This is a genomic window from Plantibacter sp. MCCC 1A11337 (assembly GCF_013349365.1).
Lineage (GTDB): Bacteria > Actinomycetota > Actinomycetes > Actinomycetales > Microbacteriaceae > Plantibacter > Plantibacter flavus_A.
Map to the genome: position 1 here is coordinate 836672 of NZ_JABJWX010000002.1, position 19416 is coordinate 856087.

Below are 19416 nucleotides of genomic sequence, written 5' to 3' on the forward strand. Positions count from 1 at the left end.
GTCTCACCGTAGCGAGGGTCGGCCCTCCGGCCGCTTCGTCCCGAGCTCCGCGCCGCGTTTCCAGAGCCATTCGACGGGGCCGAGCGCGAACCGTCGGAGCCAGAGGTGGGCGAAGCCGGTCACGAGCGCGGCGATGACGACGAACGCAGCCACGGTGACCGGGACGCGCCAGGCGGTCGTGTGTTCGGCGAGGCCCAATCCCCAGCCGTAGAAGAGTGCGCCGCCGAGGAGGTTCTGCAGGAGGTAGGCACTGAGCGCGACCTTCCCGAGTTCGCGCAGGCGTACGGCGATCCAGCCCTCGGTACCGAGGCGACGACAGAGCTCGACGGTGGCGCCGAGGATGCCGAGCGCCACGAGGGGCGCGGCCAGGTAGCGTTCGGCGAGGAGTCCCGCGGTGCCGCCCCAGACACCGAGGGCGAGGTCGACCGGCAGCGCGCAGGCACCGACGATCATCAGGCGGCGTCGGAGTTGACCGCCGGTCTCCCCGAAGACCCCGGCTTGGAAGAGGTGTGCGCCGGCGAGGAACATCGCGAGCGTGAGGAACCCGATCAGCACGGGCTCCGCGCGGAAGACCGCGACGTTCTCGAGTCGGAAGGCCGCCAGGCCGAGGAACGAGTCAGTGGCGTACGGGCTCGGTCCGGCGGGGAGCGGGAGGTCGCCCGACATCGTCGGCGTTGTGGCGATGAACGCGACGATCGCGGTGATGAGGAGCACGTGCAGCGCCCCGAAGACGGCGATCATGGCGCGCTGCGCGCGGGGCCTCGTGAGCAGGAGCCAGGCGACGATGGCGCCGGTGACCGCGTAGCCCATGAGGACGTCGAACTCCGCGATGAGGACGTAGTTCACGGCACCGTCGATGAGGAGCAGGGTGGCGCGCCACAGGTACCGGCCTGGCCAGCGCAGCTCGCGTCGGCGTGCCGCGGCGTGCTGGATCGCGAGTCCGGCGCCGAACATCAGGGTCAGCAGAGCGAGGAACTTGCCTTGCGTGAGTGCCATGAGGGCGAGCTGGATCGTGCCCGCCGCGGGGCCGGTCTCCAGCGTCACCGGGGCCGAGAGCATGCCGACCATGCCCCAGGGGTGCGAGAACAGCCAGATGTTGGTGCCGAGCGTGCCGAGGATGGCGAGTCCGCGGACGACGTCGAGTGCGGCGATCCGTCGGTTGCTCGGACGCGACGGTGGCAATACGCTCGTATTGGTCATGAGATGACCGTACCCTGTCGAGTGGGCGATGGCGAAAGCGGAGGCGATGACCGAGCAGGACACGAACAGGGATCGGATCCTCGATGCACTGCTGCGCATCATGGCGTCGCGCGGAGCCGATGCCTTGACCATCCGCACCGTCGCTGGCGAAGCCGGGGTCTCCGTCGGCGCGGTCCAGCATCACTTCCCGACGAAGGACCGACTGGTCGTCGCGGCGATGACCGAGGTCAACGAGCGGTTCCGTCGGCGCGTGGCGGCGCGGCTCGAGGCCGTGGCGTCCGAGGAAGAGCGACTTCGGATCTTCTGTCGTGAGATCGCCTGCATCGAGGGCGACGACCTGACCGATGGGATCGTCTGGGTCGCCTTCGCTGCGCGGGCGAGCACCGAGACCGAGGTGCGCGCGATCCACGCCGTCGACTGGGCCCGCACCGAGGAGGTCCTCCTGCGGCTGCTCGTCGCAGCATTCCCTGACGACGGCTTGGTCGCGGACGATGCGGCGCTCCTGCTCGCAGTGCTCGACGGCATCGCGGTCGCGCGAGCGGCGGAGCAGTCGGACCGGATGACCCCGGAGCGGGCGGAGCGGCTCATCGCCGCGACGCTCCGGGGCCTGCGCCGAGCGGGCTGAGTCGCGAAGATCCTGCTCAGTCGACGTCCAGTTCGAGTTCGACGAGATAGCCGACAAGTCGTGGTTCGACCTCGCCGGGTGGTGGCGGGTCCGTCGTCCGCGCCGCTCGAGCGGCAGCTTCCGCCGCCTGCGCCGCTGCGCGTGCCGTGGCCGCCGCTGCCTCTGCCGCTGCTTGGGCGTCGGGGTGATCGATCCCGCGCGTGAGCGGGATCCGCGGTGTCTCCTCGACGACGGGCGGGCCGGGGACGGTCTCATGGTGGGTGACGTAGTCGGAGACCGCTACGCCGATGTACACGCCGCTGCCTGGTGGCCCAATGAGGCGCCTCGTCGCGGGCAGAGCTCCAAGCGGCAACGGTGGTCGCTTGGTGTGGACGCGGCGCGAGGGTATCGACACCCTCGACAGCTTCGCCAGCCTGCCCGTCAGCCGCTCCGGTGCGGCGTCCTCTTCGTGGTGCATCTCGACACCGTCGATCCGCGCCGTCAGATCCGCCCCGATCTCCTCGGTCAGCCAGGTCCGCTGGCCGTCGTCGACGGGCCAGACGGAGAAGGTCGCCCGTTGGCCGGTTTCCAACGGCCCGCCGCAACAATCCCACTCCCAGGAGCTGAGCCAGAGCGTCCGCCGGGTCATCCGCGCCGACGCCGGGTCGTCGGACCGCAGGCGCGAAACCAGCTCGGTCGTGGGTGCGGACAGGACGCGGAGGGCTATCGCGTCGCCAGGCATCGGTACGCGACCGAGTTCGCTGAGCCCCCAGCGGTGGTACATCGACGCGGCGTCGGTCGCGCGCTCGTAGACGCCGATGAAGGTCGTCGACTCGGTGCGCTCCTGCAAGACTCCAGCCAGGCACCCGCGGGCGATCCCACGTCCGCGCTGTTCCTCCGAGACGGCGAGCTCGTGGACGACGACGGCGTCCGCCGGTCGTGCGAGCGCAGTCGAAGCCGTGCTGCTGGAGTCGGCCAGTTGCGCCAGAATACCGAGCCAGGCCGGGTCGGGGTCGAGGCCGTGGGCGAGCGCGAAGCCCACGATCCGGCCGTCGACCGTCGCGATCACAAGGCGCCCGCCGCGGTGCCCGAGATGCTCCGGGCCCCACTGCCGGATGGTCGCGAGGTCGATCGCATCCTCGTTGTACGGCTCGGCGGTGAACGCCGCGACGAACAACTGCGTCACCTCGCCCCACACGTCGTCGGGGGCGGATCCGGTGAAGGAGGTGTAGCCGACCTGGCTCATCATCCAGCCAGCATAGGGAAGTGGCAGCGCATCGAGCCCACGAAGTGAGGCAGATCGTCGTCAGAGAGGTGAGCGTGCGACGATCTGCCTCACCTCGTCCATCGATGGAGCAACACACATGGCCCTCGACGGTCGCGTCGGGGGCCATGTGGTGAAGCAGGTTACGGCTTGACGAAGACTTCGTCAGCCACCATCCCGGGTCGAACGCGGATGAGTACGGTCTCGCCGTCGGGGACGAGGAAAGCCGCGGATCCGGTGGCGGACGCTCCTGTGAATAGTTCGTCGAGGCCCATGCTGTCTCCCAGGACGACGAAGTTGTCGAAGCTGTTGATGACGTTGCCTGAGCTGGTCACGACATCGACCCCGACGAGCGCCGCGATAGCCGAATCCGCTCCGTTGTACGTGACGGTGTAGTTGATCATTTCGTAGTGCGAGCCAGCCGGGGCAGCCTCGTTGAAGCTATTGGCAGCTGCAACGGCTGCGTTGGCGTCGGTCGAGTAGGAGTTCACGACGACGGTCCAGTCATCGCTGCTGATCGTCGCGCCGATCGCGACGGGGTTCTCGCGCGTACCTTCAGCGGCGTCGGGCTCAGCGGCGGGTGCGTCGGCAGACTCCTCGGGTGCCGATGAAGTGTCGATCTTCGTCGGTCCGGAGCCGAACGCGTCGTCGAACGAGGTGGCGATCACGGCGAAGAACACGACGACGCCGACGATCGTGCCGATGACCGACAGGATGAGGCCGGTGATGCCGAAGGCCTTCCCCGATCCCTTGAGGAACAGCGACACGATTGCGAGGATGAAGGCGATCGGCAAGAGGACCCATCCGACGATGAGGGCGCCGGGGATGCAGGCGAAGATGAAGCCGACGACGGATGTGATGAACGCGATGAGCGCGAGGACGTTCCGGCCCTGCTTCGGTTCTGGGTTCTGTGGTGGCCCGTACGGCTGCTGGCCGTAGGGCGGCGGTGCCGTGGTGTCGGTGTACTGGGCCGTCGGTGGGTACGGGTTCGTGTGGGGTGCGGTCGGCTGCTGTGCGTATGCGGGGTCGGGCTGCTGTGAGCCGCCCCCCAGCGGTTCTGATGTGGTCACGATCTGAGCATGACAGTCGAGCGACCGACTTCCGAGAGTGGTGTTGCCCCCAGTGCAGGGGTGATTCGGGAGGTTCCCCCTGTCCCGGTTCACTCGCCCATCTTTGGGCGAGCGAGTACTGGGTCGCCCAAAAATGGGCGAATGAACCGCGGCCTAAAGGGTGTTGCCGAGCTTGAAGCCCTGCGCCTCGTCGCCCTTGCGGGTGTAGGAGAAGCCGTCGGCACCGATGGTGATCTCGAGTTCGGAGTCGTCGGTCCTGGAGACCACGGGCTTCGGCTCGCCGTCGAGGTCGAGCACGAGCGACGCGTCCGTGTACCAACTCGGCACGACGGCGTTGCCCCACCAGTCGCGACGCTGGTTGTCGTGCACGTCCCACGTGACCACCGGGTTGTCGGGGTCGCCCGTGTAGTAGTCCTGGGTGTAGATCTCGATCCGGTGGCCGTCGGGGTCCCGGATGTACAGGTAGAACGCGTTCGAGACGCCGTGCCGGCCGGGGCCGCGCTCGATGACGTCCGACATCCGCAGCGCGCCGAGCTTGTCGCAGATCGCGATGATGTTGTGCTTCTCATGCGTCGCGAACGCCACGTGGTGCATGCGCGGTCCGTCACCGCCCGTCATCGCGGTGTCGTGGACGGTCGGTTTCCGCCGCATCCACGCCGCGTACGTCGTCCCGGCGTCGTCCTGGATGTCCTCCGTGACGCGGAACCCGAGGTCCTCCATGTACGCGACCGCCCGCGGCACGTCCGGCGTCACCTGGTTGAAGTGGTCGAGCCGCACGAGCGCGCCCGGCGTGTACAGGTCGTAGCGCCAGGCCAACCGCTCGACGTGCTCCACGTCGTAGAAGAACTCGTAGGGGAATCCGAGCGGATCCTCGACGCGCACCGAGTCGCCGATGCCCTGCACATACCCCTCGGCACGACGCTCCACCCGGCACCCGAGCTCCGTGTAGAAGGCGACCGCGCGATCGAGGTCCTCAGGACTCCGCACCCGGTAGCTGAACGCCGCGACCGCCGCCACCGGCCCCTGCCGCAGCACGAGGTTGTGGTGGATGAACTCCTCGAAGCTCCGCAGGTAGACGGTGTGCTCATCCTCCTCCGTGACCACGAGGTCGAGCACGTCGACGTAGAATTTCCGGCTCGCGGCGAGATCCGTGACGACGATCTCCATGTACGCACAGCGGAGGATGTCCGGCGGGGTGGCGGCGGGTGTCGGGATGCGGTTCACCGGCACGGGGATGGGGTCGGTGGCGGTCACGACGGGCTCGGCCGACGACGGGGTGATGGGGTTCGACATGATCTGCGTCCTTGCTGATCTCGGTTGCTGGGTGGAGGTCGACCGGGAGCGGTCAGTGCGCGGCCTGCAGCGGCCCGCCCGTGCCGAAACGCGGGGAGTGCGCCTGGTTCAGTGTGATGTGCACCGCCTGCTGGTCGGTGTAGAAGTCGATCGAGCGGTAGCCGCCCTCGTGACCCAGCCCCGAGGCCTTCACGCCGCCGAACGGGGTACGGAGGTCGCGCACGTTGTTCGAGTTCAGCCACACCATCCCGGCCTGCACGTTCTGGGAGAAGGTGTGTGCGCGCTTGAGGTCGTTCGTCCAGATGTACGCGGCGAGCCCGTACTTCGTGTCGTTCGCGAGGGCGAGCGCCTCCTCATCGGAGTCGAACGGGGTGATGGCGACGACCGGCCCGAAGATCTCCTCCTGGAAGATGCGGGCGCTCGGCGGGACGTCGGCGAAGACCGTCGGCGCGACGTAGTTGCCGGTCGGCAACCCCTCGGGGCGACCACCACCGGCGACGAGGCGGCCCTCGGTCTTGCCGATCTCGACGTAGCCCATGACCTTCTCGTAGTGCTCCGGGTGCACGAGCGCGCCGACCTCGGTGGCCGGATCGTTCGGGTGCCCGACGATGATGTTGCGGGCCCGCTCGGCGTAGCGCTCGACGAAGTCGTCGTAGACGCTCCGCTCGACGAGGATGCGGCTGCCGGCGGTGCAGCGCTCACCGTTCAACGAGAACACCCCGAACACCGTCGCGTCGAGGGCGTCGTCGAGGTCGGCGTCGGCGAACACGACGGCCGGAGACTTGCCGCCGAGCTCCATCGAGAGCCCCTTCAGGAACGGCGCGGCGTTCGCGAAGATGAGCTGACCGGTGCTGCTCTCGCCGGTGAACGAGATGAGCGGCACGTCCGGGTGCTTCACGAGGGCGTCGCCTGCGTCTTCACCGAGCCCGTTCACGAGGTTGAACACGCCGTCGGGCACGCCGGCGTCGCGGAAGATGTCCGCCCACAGGCTCGCCGAGAGCGGGGTGAACTCCGCCGGCTTCAGGACGACCGTGTTGCCGGTCGCGAGGGCCGGAGCGAGCTTCCAGCTCTCGAGCATGAACGGCGTGTTCCACGGCGTGATGAGCCCCGCGACACCGATGGGCTTGCGGTTGACGTAGTTGACCTGCCGCCCCGGGACCTTGTAGGTGTCGTCGTGCTGGGCGACGATCAGATCGGCGAAGAACCGGAAGTTCTCGGCGGCGCGCTTCGCCTGACCGAGCGCCTGGGTGATCGGCAGCCCGGTGTCGAAGCTCTCCAGCTCCGCGAGGCGGGCGTCCTGCGCTTCGACGGCGTCGGCGACCCGGTGCAGGATCCGGCTGCGCTCGCGGGGGAGGAGCCGCGGCCACGGACCCTCGTCGAAGGCGCGCTTGGCGGCGGCGACGGCGAGGTCGATGTCCGCCTGCTTGCCGGCGGCGGCTTGGACGTAGGTCTCGTTCGACACCGGGTCGAGGACGTCGAAGGTGTCGCCGTCGACCGAGTCGACGAACGCGCCGTCGATGTAGTGCCGGATACGGTCGGGCAACGCTGCCGGAACGTGCTGGGTCATGGGTGGTTCCTCCGGTCGGTGGTGGACGGCGGTGACGACGGCGGGCGGGCCGTGGTGGGCGGCTGGTGCTCCGCCTGGTACGCGAGCATGGCGTCGAGCGTCGCGGTGCGGTGGTCGCGGGCGGCGATCTCGATCTCGAGCGGCTGCGCGCCGGCGGCGATGAGTTCGAGGATGCCGTCGTGCTCTGCGACCGACTCCCGCGCGCGGCCGGGCACGAAGCTGAACGTGGAGTCGCGGAGCGCGTTCAGCCGCCGCCAGCCGCGGTGGACGAGGTCGAGGACGTGCGGGTTCGGGCACTTTTCGAAGAGGACGGTGTGGAACTCCAGGTTCAGCGCCGTGAACGCGTGCGGGTCGAAGTCGTCGAGCGTGCGGCGCATCCGCTCGTTGATCTCGCGGGCGCGGGCCAGGTGGTCGTCGGTGAGGTAGGCGGCGCTCATCGAGGTCGCTGCGCCCTCGACGAGGGCGAGCGTCTGCATCGTGAAGAGGTACTCGGTCTCGTGCAGCATCGCGACCTGCGCGCCGACGTTGCGCTCGAACGTCACGAGCCCCTCGGCCTCCAGCCGACGGATCGCCTCGCGCACCGGGACCACGCTGATGTCGAGCTCGCCGGCGATCTGGCCGAGCACCAGCCGGTACCCGGGGACGAAGCGCCCCTCGTCGATGCCCTCGCGGATGAACCGGTAGGCGCGCTCGGACTTGCTGAGCGACGCCTCCTGCCCGGTCGTCGGGTGCGGTCCGCTCATCGTCCCTGCTCGCTCTCATATCGCGCCCGCCAGTCGGCGTTCAAGGGGAAGAGGCCGTCGACCGCGGCACCACCACGGACCTGCTCGGCGATCCAGGCGTCCTCCGCCTCCTGCACGACCGCCTCCGCGGCGACCTCGGCGGCGAGCGCTCGGGGTATCGCGATGACGCCGTCACCGTCTCCGACGATCACATCGCCGGGTAGGACGGTCGCCCCGCCGCAGGTGACCGCGACGTCGGTCTCCCACGGCACATGGCGGCGCCCGAGGACGGACGGGTGCGGGCCCTGCGAGAAGGTCGGCAGGTCGAACGCCGCGACCTGCTCGGCGTCGCGGATGCCGCCGTCGGTGACGACCCCCGCCGCTCCGCGCTGCTGCGCCCGAAGTGCGAGGACGTCGCCGACGGTGCCCGTGCCGCGCTCGCCGCGTGCCTCGATCACGATGACCTCTCCGGCCTCGACGGTGTCGAAGACACGCTTCTGCGCGTTGAAGCCGTTGCCGCGCTCGGCGAAGAGGTCGGGCCGGTAGGCGACGAAGCGGAGGGTGCGGGCCACGCCGACCATGCGCGTGCCCGGTCGCGAGGCGTGGACGCCCTCGATGAAGACCTCGGTGTACCCGCGGGCCCGCAGCTTGGCGCTGAGCGTCGCCGTCGAGACCGAGGCGAGCTCTTCGGCGACCGTGGGGTCGAGCGGTTCGGCGACCCGCTCAGGGAGATCGTCCCGGTCCCTGCCCTTCGACAGGCTCAGGATCCGCTCGTCGAAGGGCAGACCCGCCGCCGCAGCGTCTCCCCAGGCCTCGATGCGCTGATGGTCGTCGACGGCCGGCTTCGCGCCGCACCCGCCGAAGGGCTCGGTGCCCTCGACGACCGTCGTCACGAGTCGACCGCTCGTCGGGGTGCCTGGTGCGGTCGGTGCGTCGACCTCGACCTCGACGACGTCGCCGGGCACGACGACGGAGGAGCCGGCGGGTGTGCCGGTGAGGATGACGTCGCCGGGCTCGAGCGTCGAGAGCTGCGAGAGGTCGGCGATGAGCTGGGCGAAGGGGAAGAGCAGCGTGTCGCTCGTATCGTCCTGGACCACGACACCGTTGACCCAGGTGCGCACGCGGAGGGCGGCCGGATCGATCTGCTCGGCGGGGATGACGGACGGGCCGAGGGGCGTGTAGCCGTCGCCGCCCTTCGAGCGGAGATTCGACCCCTTGTCGGCGCTGCGGAGGTCGTAGAGCCCGAAGTCGTTCGCCGCGGTGACGCCCGAGACGTGTTGCCAGGCGTCCTCGACGCGGACGCGGCGGGCCGCGGTCCCGATGATGATCGCGATCTCGCCCTCGAAGGCGAGCAGTTCCGCGCCGGCCGGGCGCTCGACGGTGCCGCCCGTGCCTGAGACGGAGGACCACGGCTTGAGGAAGTACGAGGGGTGCTCCGGCGTGCGGCCGCGCTGGGCCGCCCGTGACGGGTAGTTGAGGTGGACGGCGATGATCTTGCCGCCCCCGCTGTTCGGGAGACCTTCGATGCCCTGGTGGCTGCTCATCACACGTCCTCGTCGTCGGTATTCAGAATCGTATACGATCTGGACGCAGTGGGAAAGGGTCAGTACCCGTCGCCGCGGCTCGTGTCACTCCGGCCGTCGATGAAACGCTCCGCCAACTGCTCGGATGCGCGGGCGAGGAGCGACACGTCCGCACCGACGAGGACGAAGGACGCCCCGCGGTCGAGGTAGTGCTCGGCCATGCCGGGGTCGAAGGCGTTCACCCCGGCCGGCTTCTCGGCGGCGGCGGCGGCATCGAGCACCCGCTCGACGGCGCTGACCACGGTGGGGTGCCCCTGCTGACCGAGCAGTCCGAGCGACGCCGAGAGGTCGGCCGGACCGACGAACACCGCGTCCACGCCGTCGACCGCGAGGATGTCCTCGACCTGCTCGACCGCCTCCGCCGACTCGATCTGCACCGTGAGCGACACCGAATCGTTCGCCTGCGCGAGGTAGTCGTCGATCCGGTTCCAGCGGGAGGACCTCGCGAGCGCGCTGCCGACCCCACGGACGCCCTGAGGCGGGTAGCGCACGGCCTGCACGAGCGCCGCCGCCTGCTCGGCCGACGACACCATGGGCACGATGAGGTTCTGCGCCCCGAGGTCGAGCACCTGCTTGATGACGACCGCGTCGCCGAACGGCACCCGCACCAGTGGACACACCGGGAAGGCGGCGACCACCTGCAGCTGCAGTTGGATGCTCTCCAGGGTGTTCGCCGAGTGCTCGCCGTCGATGAGGAGCAGGTCGAGGCCGCTACCCGCAGCGATCTCCGCCGCGATCGGGCTCCCCGACACCACCCACATCCCGACGAGGGGTCGGTCCGCGGTGCGCAGGCGCTCGCCGAAGGTCGGCGGCAGGGTCATTCGAATCGGCATGTCACGGCTCCCAGTCCCTGGTATTCGGCGTGGACGGTGTCGCCCCGTTCGACCCACATCGGTCTCGTGAACGACCCCGACAGGATGATCTCCCCGGCGGCGAGGCTCCCGCCGTGCTGGGCGAGCTTGCCGGTGAGCCACGCGACGCCGAGTGCCGGGTGTCCGAGGACGGCGCCGGCGACGCCCGACTCCTCGATGGTCTCGTTGCGGTAGAGCAGGGCCGAGACCCATCGCGGGTCGATCGCGTCGGGGCGGACGGGTGTTCCGCCGAGCACCATGGCGCCGAGTGCCGCGTTGTCGGCGATGGTGTCGACGATCGTGCGACCGTCGAGTTCGATGTGGGAGTTGAGGACCTCGAGCGCGGGGACGATGTGGTCGGTTGCGTCGAGCACCTCGAAGATCGTGCAGTGCGGGCCCTGCAGCGGGCGTCCGAGGACGAACGCCAGCTCGACCTCCACGCGGACGTTGGAGTAGGCGTCGAAGTCGAGCGTCGCGCCCGAGTCGAAGACCTGGTCGTCGAGGATGACGCCGTAGTCGGGTTCGGTGATCCCGGTGGCCTGCTGCATCGCCTTCGAGGTGAGGCCGATCTTGTGGCCGACGACGCGCCGACCGGCGGCGATGCGGCGTTCGGCCCACAGCGCCTGCACGGCGTAGGAGTCCTCGACGGTCATGTCCGGGTGCCGGGTGGTGAGGAGGGGGATGACGCTCCGCTCCTCGTGCGCCACCGCCAGTTCGTCGGCGATCGCCTGTCGTTCGTGATCCTGCATCGCGTCCCGTCCTCATCTGCGTCGACTGCGGCCTGCGATCACGATACGGTGCGTCGTCGTCGACTGCCTCTTGCGCGGTGAGCATGATTGTATACGATGTGGTGTACATTCTGGCGGTCCAATGGCGGGCCGCGACGGACAAAGGGGTCTCGAGACAATGACAACCGCATCACTGGCGCGAGCGACGACGCCCGCGGAACTCCGGCGCGTGGCCTTCGCCACCGTCATCGGCACCACGGTCGAGTGGTACGACTTCTTCCTCTACGCGAGCGCCGCCGGACTCGTCTTCTCGCAGCTCTTCTTCCAGCCGGCAGGACCGCAGGCCGCGCTGTTGCTGTCGTTCGCGACCGTCGGTGTGAGCTTCCTGTTCCGGCCGCTCGGCGCGTTCGTCGCCGGGCACTTCGGCGATCGCATCGGCCGGAAGAAGATGCTCGTCATCACGCTCTTCCTCATGGGAGCTGCCACGACGCTCATCGGTCTGCTGCCGACCTACGACCAGATCGGGATCATCGCCCCCGCCCTGCTCGTGTTCCTCCGAATCCTGCAGGGGCTGTCGACCGGCGGGGAGTGGGGCGGCGCCGTCCTCATGGCTGTCGAGCACGCGCCCACCGGCCGCCGCGGACGGTTCGGGGCGTTCCCGCAGATCGGCGTCCCGATCGGACTCCTCCTCGCCTCCGGCATGCTCGCCCTCATGACGGGCGTGATCTCGCCCGGCGCGGCGTTCCTCGAGTGGGGCTGGCGGATCCCGTTCCTGCTGAGCTTCGTCCTGATCATCGTCGGCTACGTCGTGCGCCGGAAGGTCGACGAGAGCCCCGTCTTCGTCGCCCTCGCCCGCAACAAGGAGCGTCGCCGGGTCCCGATCGTCGAGCTCTTCCGGCACCACTGGCTGCTCGTGCTGCTCGCGGCGCTCACCTTCGCCGGCAACAACGCCGCCGGCTACATGACGACGGGCGGCTATATCCAGAACTACGCGACGACGCCGCTCGCCGACGGTGGCCTGGTTGGCATGGAGCGGACGCCGGTGCTGCTCGCGGTGACCGGGTCGGCCATCGTCTGGCTGATCGTCACGTGGTTCGCGGGTTCGCTCTCCGACCGGATCGGCCGACGCAACACCTACATCATCGGCTGGGTCGCGTTCCTGGCCACCGTCTTCGTGCTCTTCCCGCTCGTGAACACCGGTGACCCGTGGCTGTTGTTCCTCGGGCTCGCGCTGTTCACGATCGGCAACGGCTTCACCTACGGGCCGCAGGCGGCGTACTTCGCCGAGCTGTTCCCCGCGTCGATCCGCTACACGGGCGTCTCGGTCACCTACGCGATCGGCGCCATCCTCGGCGGAGCGTTCGCCCCGACGATCGCGACCTGGCTGGTGCAGGTCACGGGGTCGTCGACGAGTGTCGCGTTCTACATCGCCGGCATGATCGTCATCGCCTTCGCGGCGACCCTCCTCCTGCGCGACCGCACGGGCATCCCGCTCGGTGGCGAAGCGGAGGACGAGCAAAGCCGGGGTCAGGTCTACGGCGCGCGGAGGTAGGCGCGGTCAGACCGACGACGCGATGGTCGCGGCCCCCTCGATGAGGCGGGCCGCGATGTCGGCTTCGGGGCGGCTGCTGGAGACGTAGACGACCGCGAGGGCGCCTGCCGGCGAGCCGTGCACAGCGAGTGGGACCGCGACGGCGCGGAGACCGGTGATGACCTCGTCGTGGCTCGACGCCCAGCCGTGTTCGCGGACCGCTGCCAGCTCGCCGCGGTGGTCGTCGTCGAGGGTGTCCGGCCACTGCGCCTCGGAGAGGTGGGACGCGATCGCCTTGCCGGGCGCGCCGACACCGACCGGGTGCCGGGTGCCGGGTCGCTGCGCGATCGACCCCATCGTGTGCCGTGGCTCGACGCTGACGAGCGTGACGATCTCGTCGCCGTCCAGCACGGTGAGGAAGCAGGTCATGCCGAGCTCGTTCGCGACGGCCGTCAGCTCGGGTAGGGCGGCGGCCTGCAGATCGTGGGAGACGCCGGCGGCGAGGGCTGCCAGGCGCGATCCGAGTGCGATCCGTCCCGCGCCGTCGCGGACGACCAGGCGGTGGTCTTCGAGCGTGCGCAGCAGCCGGTAGGTGACACTGCGGTGCAGGCCGAGCGTCGCGCTCAGGGTGTCGATCGTGAGCGGGGTGCGCGCGTCGGCCAGGACCTCGAGGATCCGGATGCCGCGCGAGAGCGTCTGGGAGTGGGCGCTGCTGGCATCGGTCACGCTCCGACAGTACCGACTGACGGCTCGCGCGCCCGGAGTTCCGGTGCCTCAGTCGTCGATCGGGTAGGCGACGAAGGCGAACCGAGAGCTGTCGGGGGACCAGCTGTTCACGTTGAGGGTGCCCTGCCCGCCGAACAGCGGGTAGCGACGGAGCGGGGTCGCCCAGTCGTCGGTCGAGACGAGCCGGACCTCGACGTCGAGGTCGGCCGGGTGCCCGATCGTGCCGGCGGGGAAGGCGATGTACGAGGCCAGTCGGGCGTCGGGGGAGAGGTGCGGGAACCAGTCGACGGTGTCGCTCACGACGAGCTGCTCGAGCTCGCCGCCGGCGTCGGGGATCCGTGCGAGTTGCGCATGGCCGGGGCCGGTGCCGAAGTGTTCCGTGTTGCAGAGCAGCCACCGGCCGTCGGGCGACCACTCCGGGCCGTCGAGGTGGCCGTCGCCCGTGTCGAGGACGGTGACGGGGCCGCCGCCCTCGACCGCCGGAGCGATCGCGAGTCGACCGGGGTGCTCGAAGCCTTCGAGCTCGACGTACGCGATCCGCGTGCCGTCCGGGGAGACGCCGTGGAGGAAGTGCCACCGGTCGTCGTCGGCGGTGAGCTTCGTGACCGGCCCGCCGGTGATGGCGCCGCGGTAGATGTGACCGTCCATCGCTGAGAGGAGGATGTGCTCGCCGTCGGGGTCGAGGACGTGGTCGTTGTTGAGTTCGGGGAGGCCGAGGAACTCGATCGGCGCGAGCCCGGCGGCCGGATCGTCGACCGGGAGCGCCCAGAGCCGCCCGTTGCCGTTGAGGAGCAGCGTCCGGCCGTCGAGCGACCAGTTCGGTGCTTCGACGAGGAGCTCGTCGGTCTCGAAGAGGAGCACGGGCGCATCATCGTGCGGCCCGCCGAGCAGGATGCTGGAACGCTGGCCGGGGGCGAGGGCGCGGAAGGTCATGCGCCCATCGTCCTCTAGTCCGTCGTGATCCGGGAGGATCGTTCCTCCCGGATCAGGATCCGACGACTACTTGACGAGCGCGAACCCCGCGGTCCAGGAGATCTTCTCCGAGGCCGCCAGCGTGAGCTGCAGGAAGCCGATCGCCTCGAGTTCGTGGGCGCGCTTCAGCGACCCGGCGTCGACGGCCTCGAGACCACCGGCGGTCACGAGCTGCTGGAGGGCGGCCTTGGCGTCGGCGTCGTCCCCGGCGATGAGGACCGTGGTGGCCACGTCGCCGACCTGCTTCGATGCGAGGGTCGCGGCGAAGTTCGTGTTGAAGGCCTTGAGGACGTGGGAGCTCGGGAGCTTCGCCTGCAGTTCCGCTGCAGCCGAGCTGCCCGCGGGGACGGTGAGGGCGTCGAAGGTCGAGAAGTCCAGGGGGTTGGTGATGTCGACGACGACCTTGCCCGCGAGCTGGTCGGCGTACTGCTCGACGATCGACGCGAGGGCCGGGTGGGGGACGGCGAGGACGACGACGTCGCCGGTGATCGTGCCGGTCTCGGCCGACCCGAGGTGGTCGACGGAGGCGCCGCCCGCTGCGAGGACACCGGCGATGGCGGTGCCCATGTTGCCGGTTCCGAAGATGGTGACGTTCGTCATGACGATGCTCCTTCTCGTGGCCGCCTGGTCACGGGTCAATTGGTTGTTGGTACAACTAACGTAGCACCGGTTAGTTGTAGGCGCAACTATTGCTACGCTGGAGTCATGACCGAGACGCGATGGCTGAGCGACGACGAGCAACGCTCCTGGGTGCGCTTCGCCGCGGTGCTCGAACTCCTGCCGGCCGCCCTCGACCTCCAGCTCACGCGGGACCAACACCTGACGCACTTCGACTACTTCACGCTCGCGATGCTGTCCGAGACCCCGGGCCGCACGCTCCGCACCTCGGCGCTCGCCGCTCGGACGAACGCGACGCTGCCCCGCTTGTCGCGGGTGCTGACGCGCTTGGAGGAGGCCGGCTTCGTGGCGCGCACGCCGTGCCCGGAGGATCGACGGGCGACGAACGTGACGCTCACCGATACGGGGTGGGACAAGGTCGTCCAGGCCGCACCGGGCCACGTCGAGCACGTGCGATCCCTGGTCCTCGACGCGCTGACGCCGGCGCAGATCGAGCAGCTCGGCGAGATCTCCGCCGCCCTCCTGACGAAGCTCGACCCAGACGGACGGATGTTCGCCAGCGAGGCCTGATCTCCGTCACCTGGGGGATTCGCGGCGCCCGAGGGCTGCGTAGCGTGGGGCTCGACGTCGCGGACACCACCGAGCGCGACGCGGATCGGAGCGGATGATGACCGGATCGACGCAGCCCGAACCTGCATCATACGGGGACGAGGCGCCCCAGGACGGTCCCGCCGCGGCGGAGCCCGAATCGACGCCTCCGCCCACGTCACTCAACGGTGGGACGACCTCGGTCTGGTACTTCGTCGGTGCGACGTTCCTCTTCGCCGGGCCCCTGATCTTCGGTGTCGACGACTTCGGATTCTTCCGGATCATCACCCTCGTCCTCGGGGCGGTCGTCATGGTCGCCGGGTTCGTCGTGCTGCGACGCGAGAGCGGCAAGCGGTCCTGAGGGCGCTGACGCCGGGTCGGTCCGCCAACCGCTCAATCGGCGGGCCGTTCAATCGGCGAGGAAGGCCCTGATGCCGTCGAGCAGGCGGTCGACGTCCTCGTCCGAGGTGTACGGGGCGACGCCGACGCGGAGGCCTCCGACGTCGTCGAGGCCCAGCGCCGCGAACGGCTCGACCGCGTAGAACGAGCCTGCCGGTGCGAGGACGTCGCGTGCGGCGAGGAAGGCGGCCGCATCGGCTGCACGCCTGCCCGGGAACGTCATGAACAGCGTCGCCGTGCGCTCGGCGGCGCGCGAGTGCAGCTCGACGAGCGGGCCGAGCTCCGCGAGGGCATCCTCGATGCGGGTGCGCAGCGCGAGTTCCCGTTCGTGGACGGCTGCGGCGGAGGCCACCAGCCGGTCGCGCCTCGTCGTGGCGTCACCGGGGTCGATCGACGCGAGCACGCCGATGGCCGCCGTCACGCCGGCCATGAGCTCGTAGGGCAGCGTGCCGAACTCGAAGCGCTCCGGCACCACGTTCGTCGACGGCAGCAGCTTGTCCGGGTGGATCGACTCGAGCAGCGCCGGCGACGCGGCGAGGACACCGCAGTGCGGCCCGAAGAACTTGTACGGCGAGCAGACGAAGAAGTCCGCGCCGAGGGCCTCGACGTCGACGACGTGGTGGGCCGTGTAATGGACGCCGTCGACCCAGACGAGTGCGCCGACCGCGTGCGCCCGATCGGCGATCGTCCGCACCGGCGGGATGGTGCCGAGGAGGTTCGACGCAGCGGTCACGGCGACGAGCCTCGTGCGTTCGGTGACGAGGTCGTCGAGGTCGGCGAGGTCGAGCTCGCCCGTCGCCGGGTCCAGGTCGATCCAGCGGACGGTCGCGCCCGTGCGGTCCGCCGCCTGCACCCACGGGCGCACGTTCGCGTCGTGGTCGAGTCGGGACAGGACGATCTCGTCGCCGGCGATCCAGCCGCGCGACAGATGCCTGGAGAAGTCGTACGTGAGCTGGGTCGCGCTGCGACCGTAGACGATGCCCCGCTCCTCTGCGGCGAGCAGGTCGGCGCACGCGGCGCGGAAGGCGGTCACGGCGTCGTCCGCCCGGCGCTCGGACGCGACCGACGAACCCCGGTTGGACAGTGGCCCGGTGAGGGTGTCGAGGATGGCCTGACCGACGGCGAGCGGCGTCTGGGTGCCGCCGGGGCCGTCGAAGTGGGCGATGCCCGAGGCGAGGGACGGGAACGCGGTGCGGAGGAGGGCGACGTCGAGGGTCATACGTCCATCCTGCCGCGCCGGGAGCCAGAACGTGCGGATCGGGGGAGCGAGCGCGCCATCGCTTGATACAGTGCCGGTGTGTCCATGCTCATCGCTCCGCCCCGTGTCGGGCGTCTGGAGGTCGTCGGCGTCCGCAACGCCGGCCCGAGAGAGCAGCGCACCCGGTCGACCACCTCGCCCACCCGGTGAGGACGTCGGCTTCGTCGATCGCGCTCGTCCGAGCGACGACGGGGCCGCGCACCCTGACGTACCCGCCGCAGCGCATCGACGCGCGGAGGGCCTCCCGCCGTCTCCCCGACGGCCCAGCCGAAACCGGTGAACCCATGATCCCCCTGAACGAATCCCAGATCCGTGCCTCCTTCGTCAACGCATCGCGCAAGGAGGTCAGTGACGTGAGCCTTCCCGTCGACCTCGACGCGATCGACTTCGAGGTGCGTGACTTCCTCGGCTGGCGCGACAAGAAGCTGCCGCGACGCGCGTACGTGGTCACGATCGTCGACGGCGAACCCGTCGGCATCCTCCTCCGACAGGCCGACGCGACACCCCGCACCCGGCCGCAGTGCGCGTGGTGCCAGGACATCACGCTCAGCAACGACGTCGTGTTCTACAGCGCGAAGCGGGCCGGGCAGGCCGGCAAGAACGGTGACACCGTCGGCACGCTCGTCTGCGCCGACTTCCAGTGCTCGGCCAACGTTCGGAAGCTGCCACCGCTCGCCTACGTCGGTTTCGACGCCGAGGCGGCCCGCCAGGAGCGCATCGCGACGCTCGGCGTCCGTGCCGCCTCCTTCGCCTCCTCGGTCCTGAACGGCGTCGGTTGACCCACTGAGTCGCCCGGATCTGCACGAATTGCGGCCGGCTCCGCGCAGATTCGGGCGACTCGGTCTGGTGCTCCGTGGTTGGATCGATGCATGGGCGAGCACAGGGGTCACGAGCACCGACGTCAGCGGACGCTCACCACCAGCGGATGGCACGACTTCTGGGCGAAGGGCGGTATCGGCCGGACGTTCCTGTTGGCCATCATCTATCTCGCCCTGTACCTCGGGGCCGGCTGGGTCGTCGGGCAGCTCTTCACATCGCAGATCGGCGAGGACCTCTTCGCGACCCCGCAGAGCGTGTTCTTCGGGCTCATGCTGCCGCTCATCGTCGGTTCCCTCATCCTCGCCGGGTTCGTGCTCTCGGTCGGCTGGTTCCGGGAGCTCTTCGCGAAGCAGCCGATCCGCGGACGCTGGTGGATGTGGGCCGCTCCGATCGTGATCCTCGCCGCGGTCGTCCTGCGGTTGCTCGGCATCGACTACGGGAGCTACGAGGGTTCCGTGGTCGTGGTCGCGATGCTGTCCGGCGTGTTCATCGGGTTCGCCGAGGAGATCCTGACCCGCGGACTGGTCGTGAAGATGCTGCGCGACGCCGGGAGTTCGGAGTGGATCGTCATGGTGGTCTCCTCGCTGATCTTCGCGCTGCTGCACGCCTCCAACCTGCTCTCGGGCCAACCGCTCGTGACGGTGCTCGTGACCGTCGTCTACACCTTCGGGTTCGGCGTGTGCATGTACCTGACGCTCCGGGTGACCGGCAACCTCATCTGGCCGATCCTTGTCCACGGCCTCTACGACCCGACGCTCTTCCTCTCGACCGGTGGGATCGACCACGCGGGAGCCGCCGCCGGTCAGAGCATGTTCCTGGCGATCGCCGGTCCGGCCAACCTGCTCATCATGCTCGTGGCCGTGATCGGCTTGATCTTCGTCCGTGGGCACGTGCAAGCCCACCCGGCCGACGACGTGCTGCGGCCGTAGGCCGAACGGGTCTCGTCGACCGGCCGCGAGTACGCTCGGACGGATGACCACCGCGCGGCAGTACCCGGCGACGATCGCCGCGCCGGTCGAGCACGAACTCGTGATCAAGAAGTCGCGCTTCCTCGGCCTCGCCCACCCGGTCGCGTCGCCGGAGGACGCCGAAGCGGTCATCGCGCGGGTGAAGAAGCAGGCGTGGGACGCACGACACCACTGCGTCGCGATGGTCACCGGGCTGCTCGGCGACCAGGCCCGCTCGTCCGACGACGGTGAACCGTCCGGCACGGCGGGGATGCCGATCCTCGAGGTCATCCGGCGGCGCGAGCTGACCGACGTGGTCGTCGTCGTCACGCGGTACTTCGGCGGCGTCAAACTCGGGGCCGGTGGGCTCGTCCGCGCGTACTCCTCGGCGGCCTCCGAGACGCTCGACCTCGCCTCGCTCGTGCGCCGTGAGACCCTGACCCGTGCGACCCTCGTCGTCCCCCACGCCGACGCCGGGCGGTACGACAACCTGCTGCGCGATTGGTCCGCTACCCACGGTGCGACGCTCGGTGAGCCGGTCTACGGGGCGCAGGCGGAGCTGGAACTGTGGGTGCCGCCGGCGGAGCTCGAGCGGCTCCGAGCGGACGTCGCTTCGGCCTCCAACGGTTCGCTCGCCGTGGCCGTCGGGGAGGAGCGCGTCGTCCCCGCCGGCTGA

The 19416-nt window shown here is 69.7% G+C and carries 20 protein-coding genes; 7 read left to right on the forward strand and 13 right to left on the reverse strand.

The window, feature by feature from the left end:
* Positions 1-3 precede the first annotated feature (3 nt).
* A complete protein-coding gene (locus HOW07_RS11340; RefSeq protein WP_175117031.1) occupies positions 4-1200 on the reverse strand; it encodes a DUF418 domain-containing protein in 1197 nt (398 codons plus the stop codon).
* Positions 1201-1246: 46 nt separating this feature from the next.
* Here HOW07_RS11340 and HOW07_RS11345 point away from each other — a divergent pair, with 46 nt between their 5' ends.
* Complete coding sequence (locus HOW07_RS11345; RefSeq protein WP_175117033.1) at positions 1247-1825, forward strand: TetR/AcrR family transcriptional regulator; 579 nt, start codon at positions 1247-1249, stop codon at positions 1823-1825.
* Between the two features lie 16 nt (positions 1826-1841).
* Here the strand turns inward: HOW07_RS11345 and HOW07_RS11350 are convergent, their stop codons facing one another.
* The 8 genes from HOW07_RS11350 to HOW07_RS11385 all read right to left on the reverse strand — a co-directional run bounded on the left by HOW07_RS11350 (position 1842) and on the right by HOW07_RS11385 (position 10903).
* On the reverse strand, positions 1842-3053 hold the full coding sequence (locus HOW07_RS11350) for a GNAT family N-acetyltransferase (protein ID WP_175117035.1): 1212 nt from the start codon (positions 3051-3053) through the stop codon (positions 1842-1844).
* A 158-nt stretch (positions 3054-3211) separates the two neighbouring features.
* Positions 3212-4138, reverse strand: a complete 927-nt coding sequence (locus HOW07_RS11355) for a hypothetical protein (protein WP_371743657.1) — start codon at positions 4136-4138, stop codon at positions 3212-3214.
* Positions 4139-4291: 153 nt separating this feature from the next.
* Positions 4292-5431, reverse strand: a complete 1140-nt coding sequence (gene hpaD / locus HOW07_RS11360) for a 3,4-dihydroxyphenylacetate 2,3-dioxygenase (RefSeq protein WP_175117037.1) — start codon at positions 5429-5431, stop codon at positions 4292-4294.
* 52 nt (positions 5432-5483) lie between these two features.
* The gene (hpaE, locus tag HOW07_RS11365; RefSeq protein ID WP_175117039.1) at positions 5484-6998 is read right to left on the reverse strand and encodes a 5-carboxymethyl-2-hydroxymuconate semialdehyde dehydrogenase; all 1515 of its coding nucleotides are present in this window, start codon (positions 6996-6998) and stop codon (positions 5484-5486) included.
* Positions 6995-7741, reverse strand: a complete 747-nt coding sequence (locus HOW07_RS11370) for a GntR family transcriptional regulator (RefSeq protein WP_121291401.1) — start codon at positions 7739-7741, stop codon at positions 6995-6997. Before HOW07_RS11370 ends, hpaE begins: the two co-directional genes overlap by 4 nt.
* Positions 7738-9264, reverse strand: a complete 1527-nt coding sequence (locus tag HOW07_RS11375) for a fumarylacetoacetate hydrolase family protein (protein ID WP_121291403.1) — start codon at positions 9262-9264, stop codon at positions 7738-7740. Before HOW07_RS11375 ends, HOW07_RS11370 begins: the two co-directional genes overlap by 4 nt.
* 59 nt (positions 9265-9323) lie before the next feature.
* Positions 9324-10136: an HpcH/HpaI aldolase/citrate lyase family protein gene (locus HOW07_RS11380; protein ID WP_175117040.1), complete on the reverse strand. Its 813-nt coding sequence runs from the start codon at positions 10134-10136 to the stop codon at positions 9324-9326.
* Complete coding sequence (locus HOW07_RS11385; RefSeq protein WP_175117048.1) at positions 10121-10903, reverse strand: 2-keto-4-pentenoate hydratase; 783 nt, start codon at positions 10901-10903, stop codon at positions 10121-10123. The genes HOW07_RS11380 and HOW07_RS11385 overlap by 16 nt, the downstream gene beginning before the upstream one ends.
* 157 nt (positions 10904-11060) lie before the next feature.
* Here HOW07_RS11385 and HOW07_RS11390 point away from each other — a divergent pair, with 157 nt between their 5' ends.
* A complete protein-coding gene (locus tag HOW07_RS11390) occupies positions 11061-12434 on the forward strand; it encodes an MFS transporter (RefSeq protein ID WP_175117050.1) in 1374 nt (457 codons plus the stop codon).
* 6 nt (positions 12435-12440) lie between these two features.
* Here the strand turns inward: HOW07_RS11390 and HOW07_RS11395 are convergent, their stop codons facing one another.
* The 3 genes from HOW07_RS11395 to HOW07_RS11405 all read right to left on the reverse strand — a co-directional run bounded on the left by HOW07_RS11395 (position 12441) and on the right by HOW07_RS11405 (position 14711).
* Positions 12441-13139, reverse strand: coding sequence for an IclR family transcriptional regulator (locus HOW07_RS11395; protein ID WP_175117051.1), 699 nt, complete (start codon positions 13137-13139; stop codon positions 12441-12443).
* Positions 13140-13187: 48 nt separating this feature from the next.
* The gene (locus HOW07_RS11400; protein ID WP_121291413.1) at positions 13188-14072 is read right to left on the reverse strand and encodes a PD40 domain-containing protein; all 885 of its coding nucleotides are present in this window, start codon (positions 14070-14072) and stop codon (positions 13188-13190) included.
* Between the two features lie 66 nt (positions 14073-14138).
* The gene (locus tag HOW07_RS11405; RefSeq protein ID WP_121291415.1) at positions 14139-14711 is read right to left on the reverse strand and encodes an NADPH-dependent F420 reductase; all 573 of its coding nucleotides are present in this window, start codon (positions 14709-14711) and stop codon (positions 14139-14141) included.
* A gap of 105 nt (positions 14712-14816) precedes the next feature.
* On the opposite strand from HOW07_RS11405, the gene HOW07_RS11410 reads away from it, so the two are divergent.
* Positions 14817-15299 (forward strand): MarR family winged helix-turn-helix transcriptional regulator, encoded by a 483-nt coding sequence (locus HOW07_RS11410; RefSeq protein WP_175117053.1) that lies wholly within the window; start codon positions 14817-14819, stop codon positions 15297-15299.
* Between the two features lie 97 nt (positions 15300-15396).
* Complete coding sequence (locus HOW07_RS11415) at positions 15397-15678, forward strand: hypothetical protein (protein ID WP_175117055.1); 282 nt, start codon at positions 15397-15399, stop codon at positions 15676-15678.
* A gap of 48 nt (positions 15679-15726) precedes the next feature.
* On the opposite strand, the gene HOW07_RS11420 is transcribed toward HOW07_RS11415, so the two are convergent.
* A complete protein-coding gene (locus HOW07_RS11420) occupies positions 15727-16935 on the reverse strand; it encodes a cysteine desulfurase-like protein (RefSeq protein WP_175117057.1) in 1209 nt (402 codons plus the stop codon).
* 323 nt (positions 16936-17258) lie between these two features.
* On the opposite strand from HOW07_RS11420, the gene HOW07_RS11425 reads away from it, so the two are divergent.
* From HOW07_RS11425 to HOW07_RS11435, 3 genes are all read left to right on the forward strand, one after another.
* Positions 17259-17753, forward strand: a complete 495-nt coding sequence (locus HOW07_RS11425) for an FBP domain-containing protein (RefSeq protein ID WP_079003820.1) — start codon at positions 17259-17261, stop codon at positions 17751-17753.
* Between the two features lie 90 nt (positions 17754-17843).
* Positions 17844-18722, forward strand: coding sequence for a CPBP family intramembrane glutamic endopeptidase (locus tag HOW07_RS11430; RefSeq protein WP_175117059.1), 879 nt, complete (start codon positions 17844-17846; stop codon positions 18720-18722).
* Positions 18723-18765: 43 nt separating this feature from the next.
* Positions 18766-19416 carry a YigZ family protein gene (locus HOW07_RS11435; protein WP_175117061.1) on the forward strand — a complete coding sequence of 217 codons (651 nt, stop codon included), beginning with the start codon at positions 18766-18768 and terminating at the stop codon, positions 19414-19416.

Bases quoted from the DNA above. Each gene is read 5' to 3' on its own strand.
- HOW07_RS11340 (WP_175117031.1), bottom strand. From the start codon at position 1,200: ATGACCAATACGAGCGTATTGCCACCGTCGCGTCCGAGCAACCGACGG.
- HOW07_RS11345 (WP_175117033.1), top strand. From the start codon at position 1,247: ATGACCGAGCAGGACACGAACAGGGATCGGATCCTCGATGCACTGCTG.
- HOW07_RS11350 (WP_175117035.1), bottom strand. From the start codon at position 3,053: ATGATGAGCCAGGTCGGCTACACCTCCTTCACCGGATCCGCCCCCGAC.
- hpaD (WP_175117037.1), bottom strand. From the start codon at position 5,431: ATGTCGAACCCCATCACCCCGTCGTCGGCCGAGCCCGTCGTGACCGCC.
- hpaE (WP_175117039.1), bottom strand. From the start codon at position 6,998: ATGACCCAGCACGTTCCGGCAGCGTTGCCCGACCGTATCCGGCACTAC.
- HOW07_RS11370 (WP_121291401.1), bottom strand. From the start codon at position 7,741: ATGAGCGGACCGCACCCGACGACCGGGCAGGAGGCGTCGCTCAGCAAG.
- HOW07_RS11375 (WP_121291403.1), bottom strand. From the start codon at position 9,264: ATGAGCAGCCACCAGGGCATCGAAGGTCTCCCGAACAGCGGGGGCGGC.
- HOW07_RS11380 (WP_175117040.1), bottom strand. From the start codon at position 10,136: ATGCCGATTCGAATGACCCTGCCGCCGACCTTCGGCGAGCGCCTGCGC.
- HOW07_RS11385 (WP_175117048.1), bottom strand. From the start codon at position 10,903: ATGCAGGATCACGAACGACAGGCGATCGCCGACGAACTGGCGGTGGCG.
- HOW07_RS11390 (WP_175117050.1), top strand. From the start codon at position 11,061: ATGACAACCGCATCACTGGCGCGAGCGACGACGCCCGCGGAACTCCGG.
- HOW07_RS11400 (WP_121291413.1), bottom strand. From the start codon at position 14,072: ATGACCTTCCGCGCCCTCGCCCCCGGCCAGCGTTCCAGCATCCTGCTC.
- HOW07_RS11405 (WP_121291415.1), bottom strand. From the start codon at position 14,711: ATGACGAACGTCACCATCTTCGGAACCGGCAACATGGGCACCGCCATC.
- HOW07_RS11410 (WP_175117053.1), top strand. From the start codon at position 14,817: ATGACCGAGACGCGATGGCTGAGCGACGACGAGCAACGCTCCTGGGTG.
- HOW07_RS11415 (WP_175117055.1), top strand. From the start codon at position 15,397: ATGACCGGATCGACGCAGCCCGAACCTGCATCATACGGGGACGAGGCG.
- HOW07_RS11420 (WP_175117057.1), bottom strand. From the start codon at position 16,935: ATGACCCTCGACGTCGCCCTCCTCCGCACCGCGTTCCCGTCCCTCGCC.
- HOW07_RS11425 (WP_079003820.1), top strand. From the start codon at position 17,259: ATGATCCCCCTGAACGAATCCCAGATCCGTGCCTCCTTCGTCAACGCA.
- HOW07_RS11430 (WP_175117059.1), top strand. From the start codon at position 17,844: ATGGGCGAGCACAGGGGTCACGAGCACCGACGTCAGCGGACGCTCACC.
- HOW07_RS11435 (WP_175117061.1), top strand. From the start codon at position 18,766: ATGACCACCGCGCGGCAGTACCCGGCGACGATCGCCGCGCCGGTCGAG.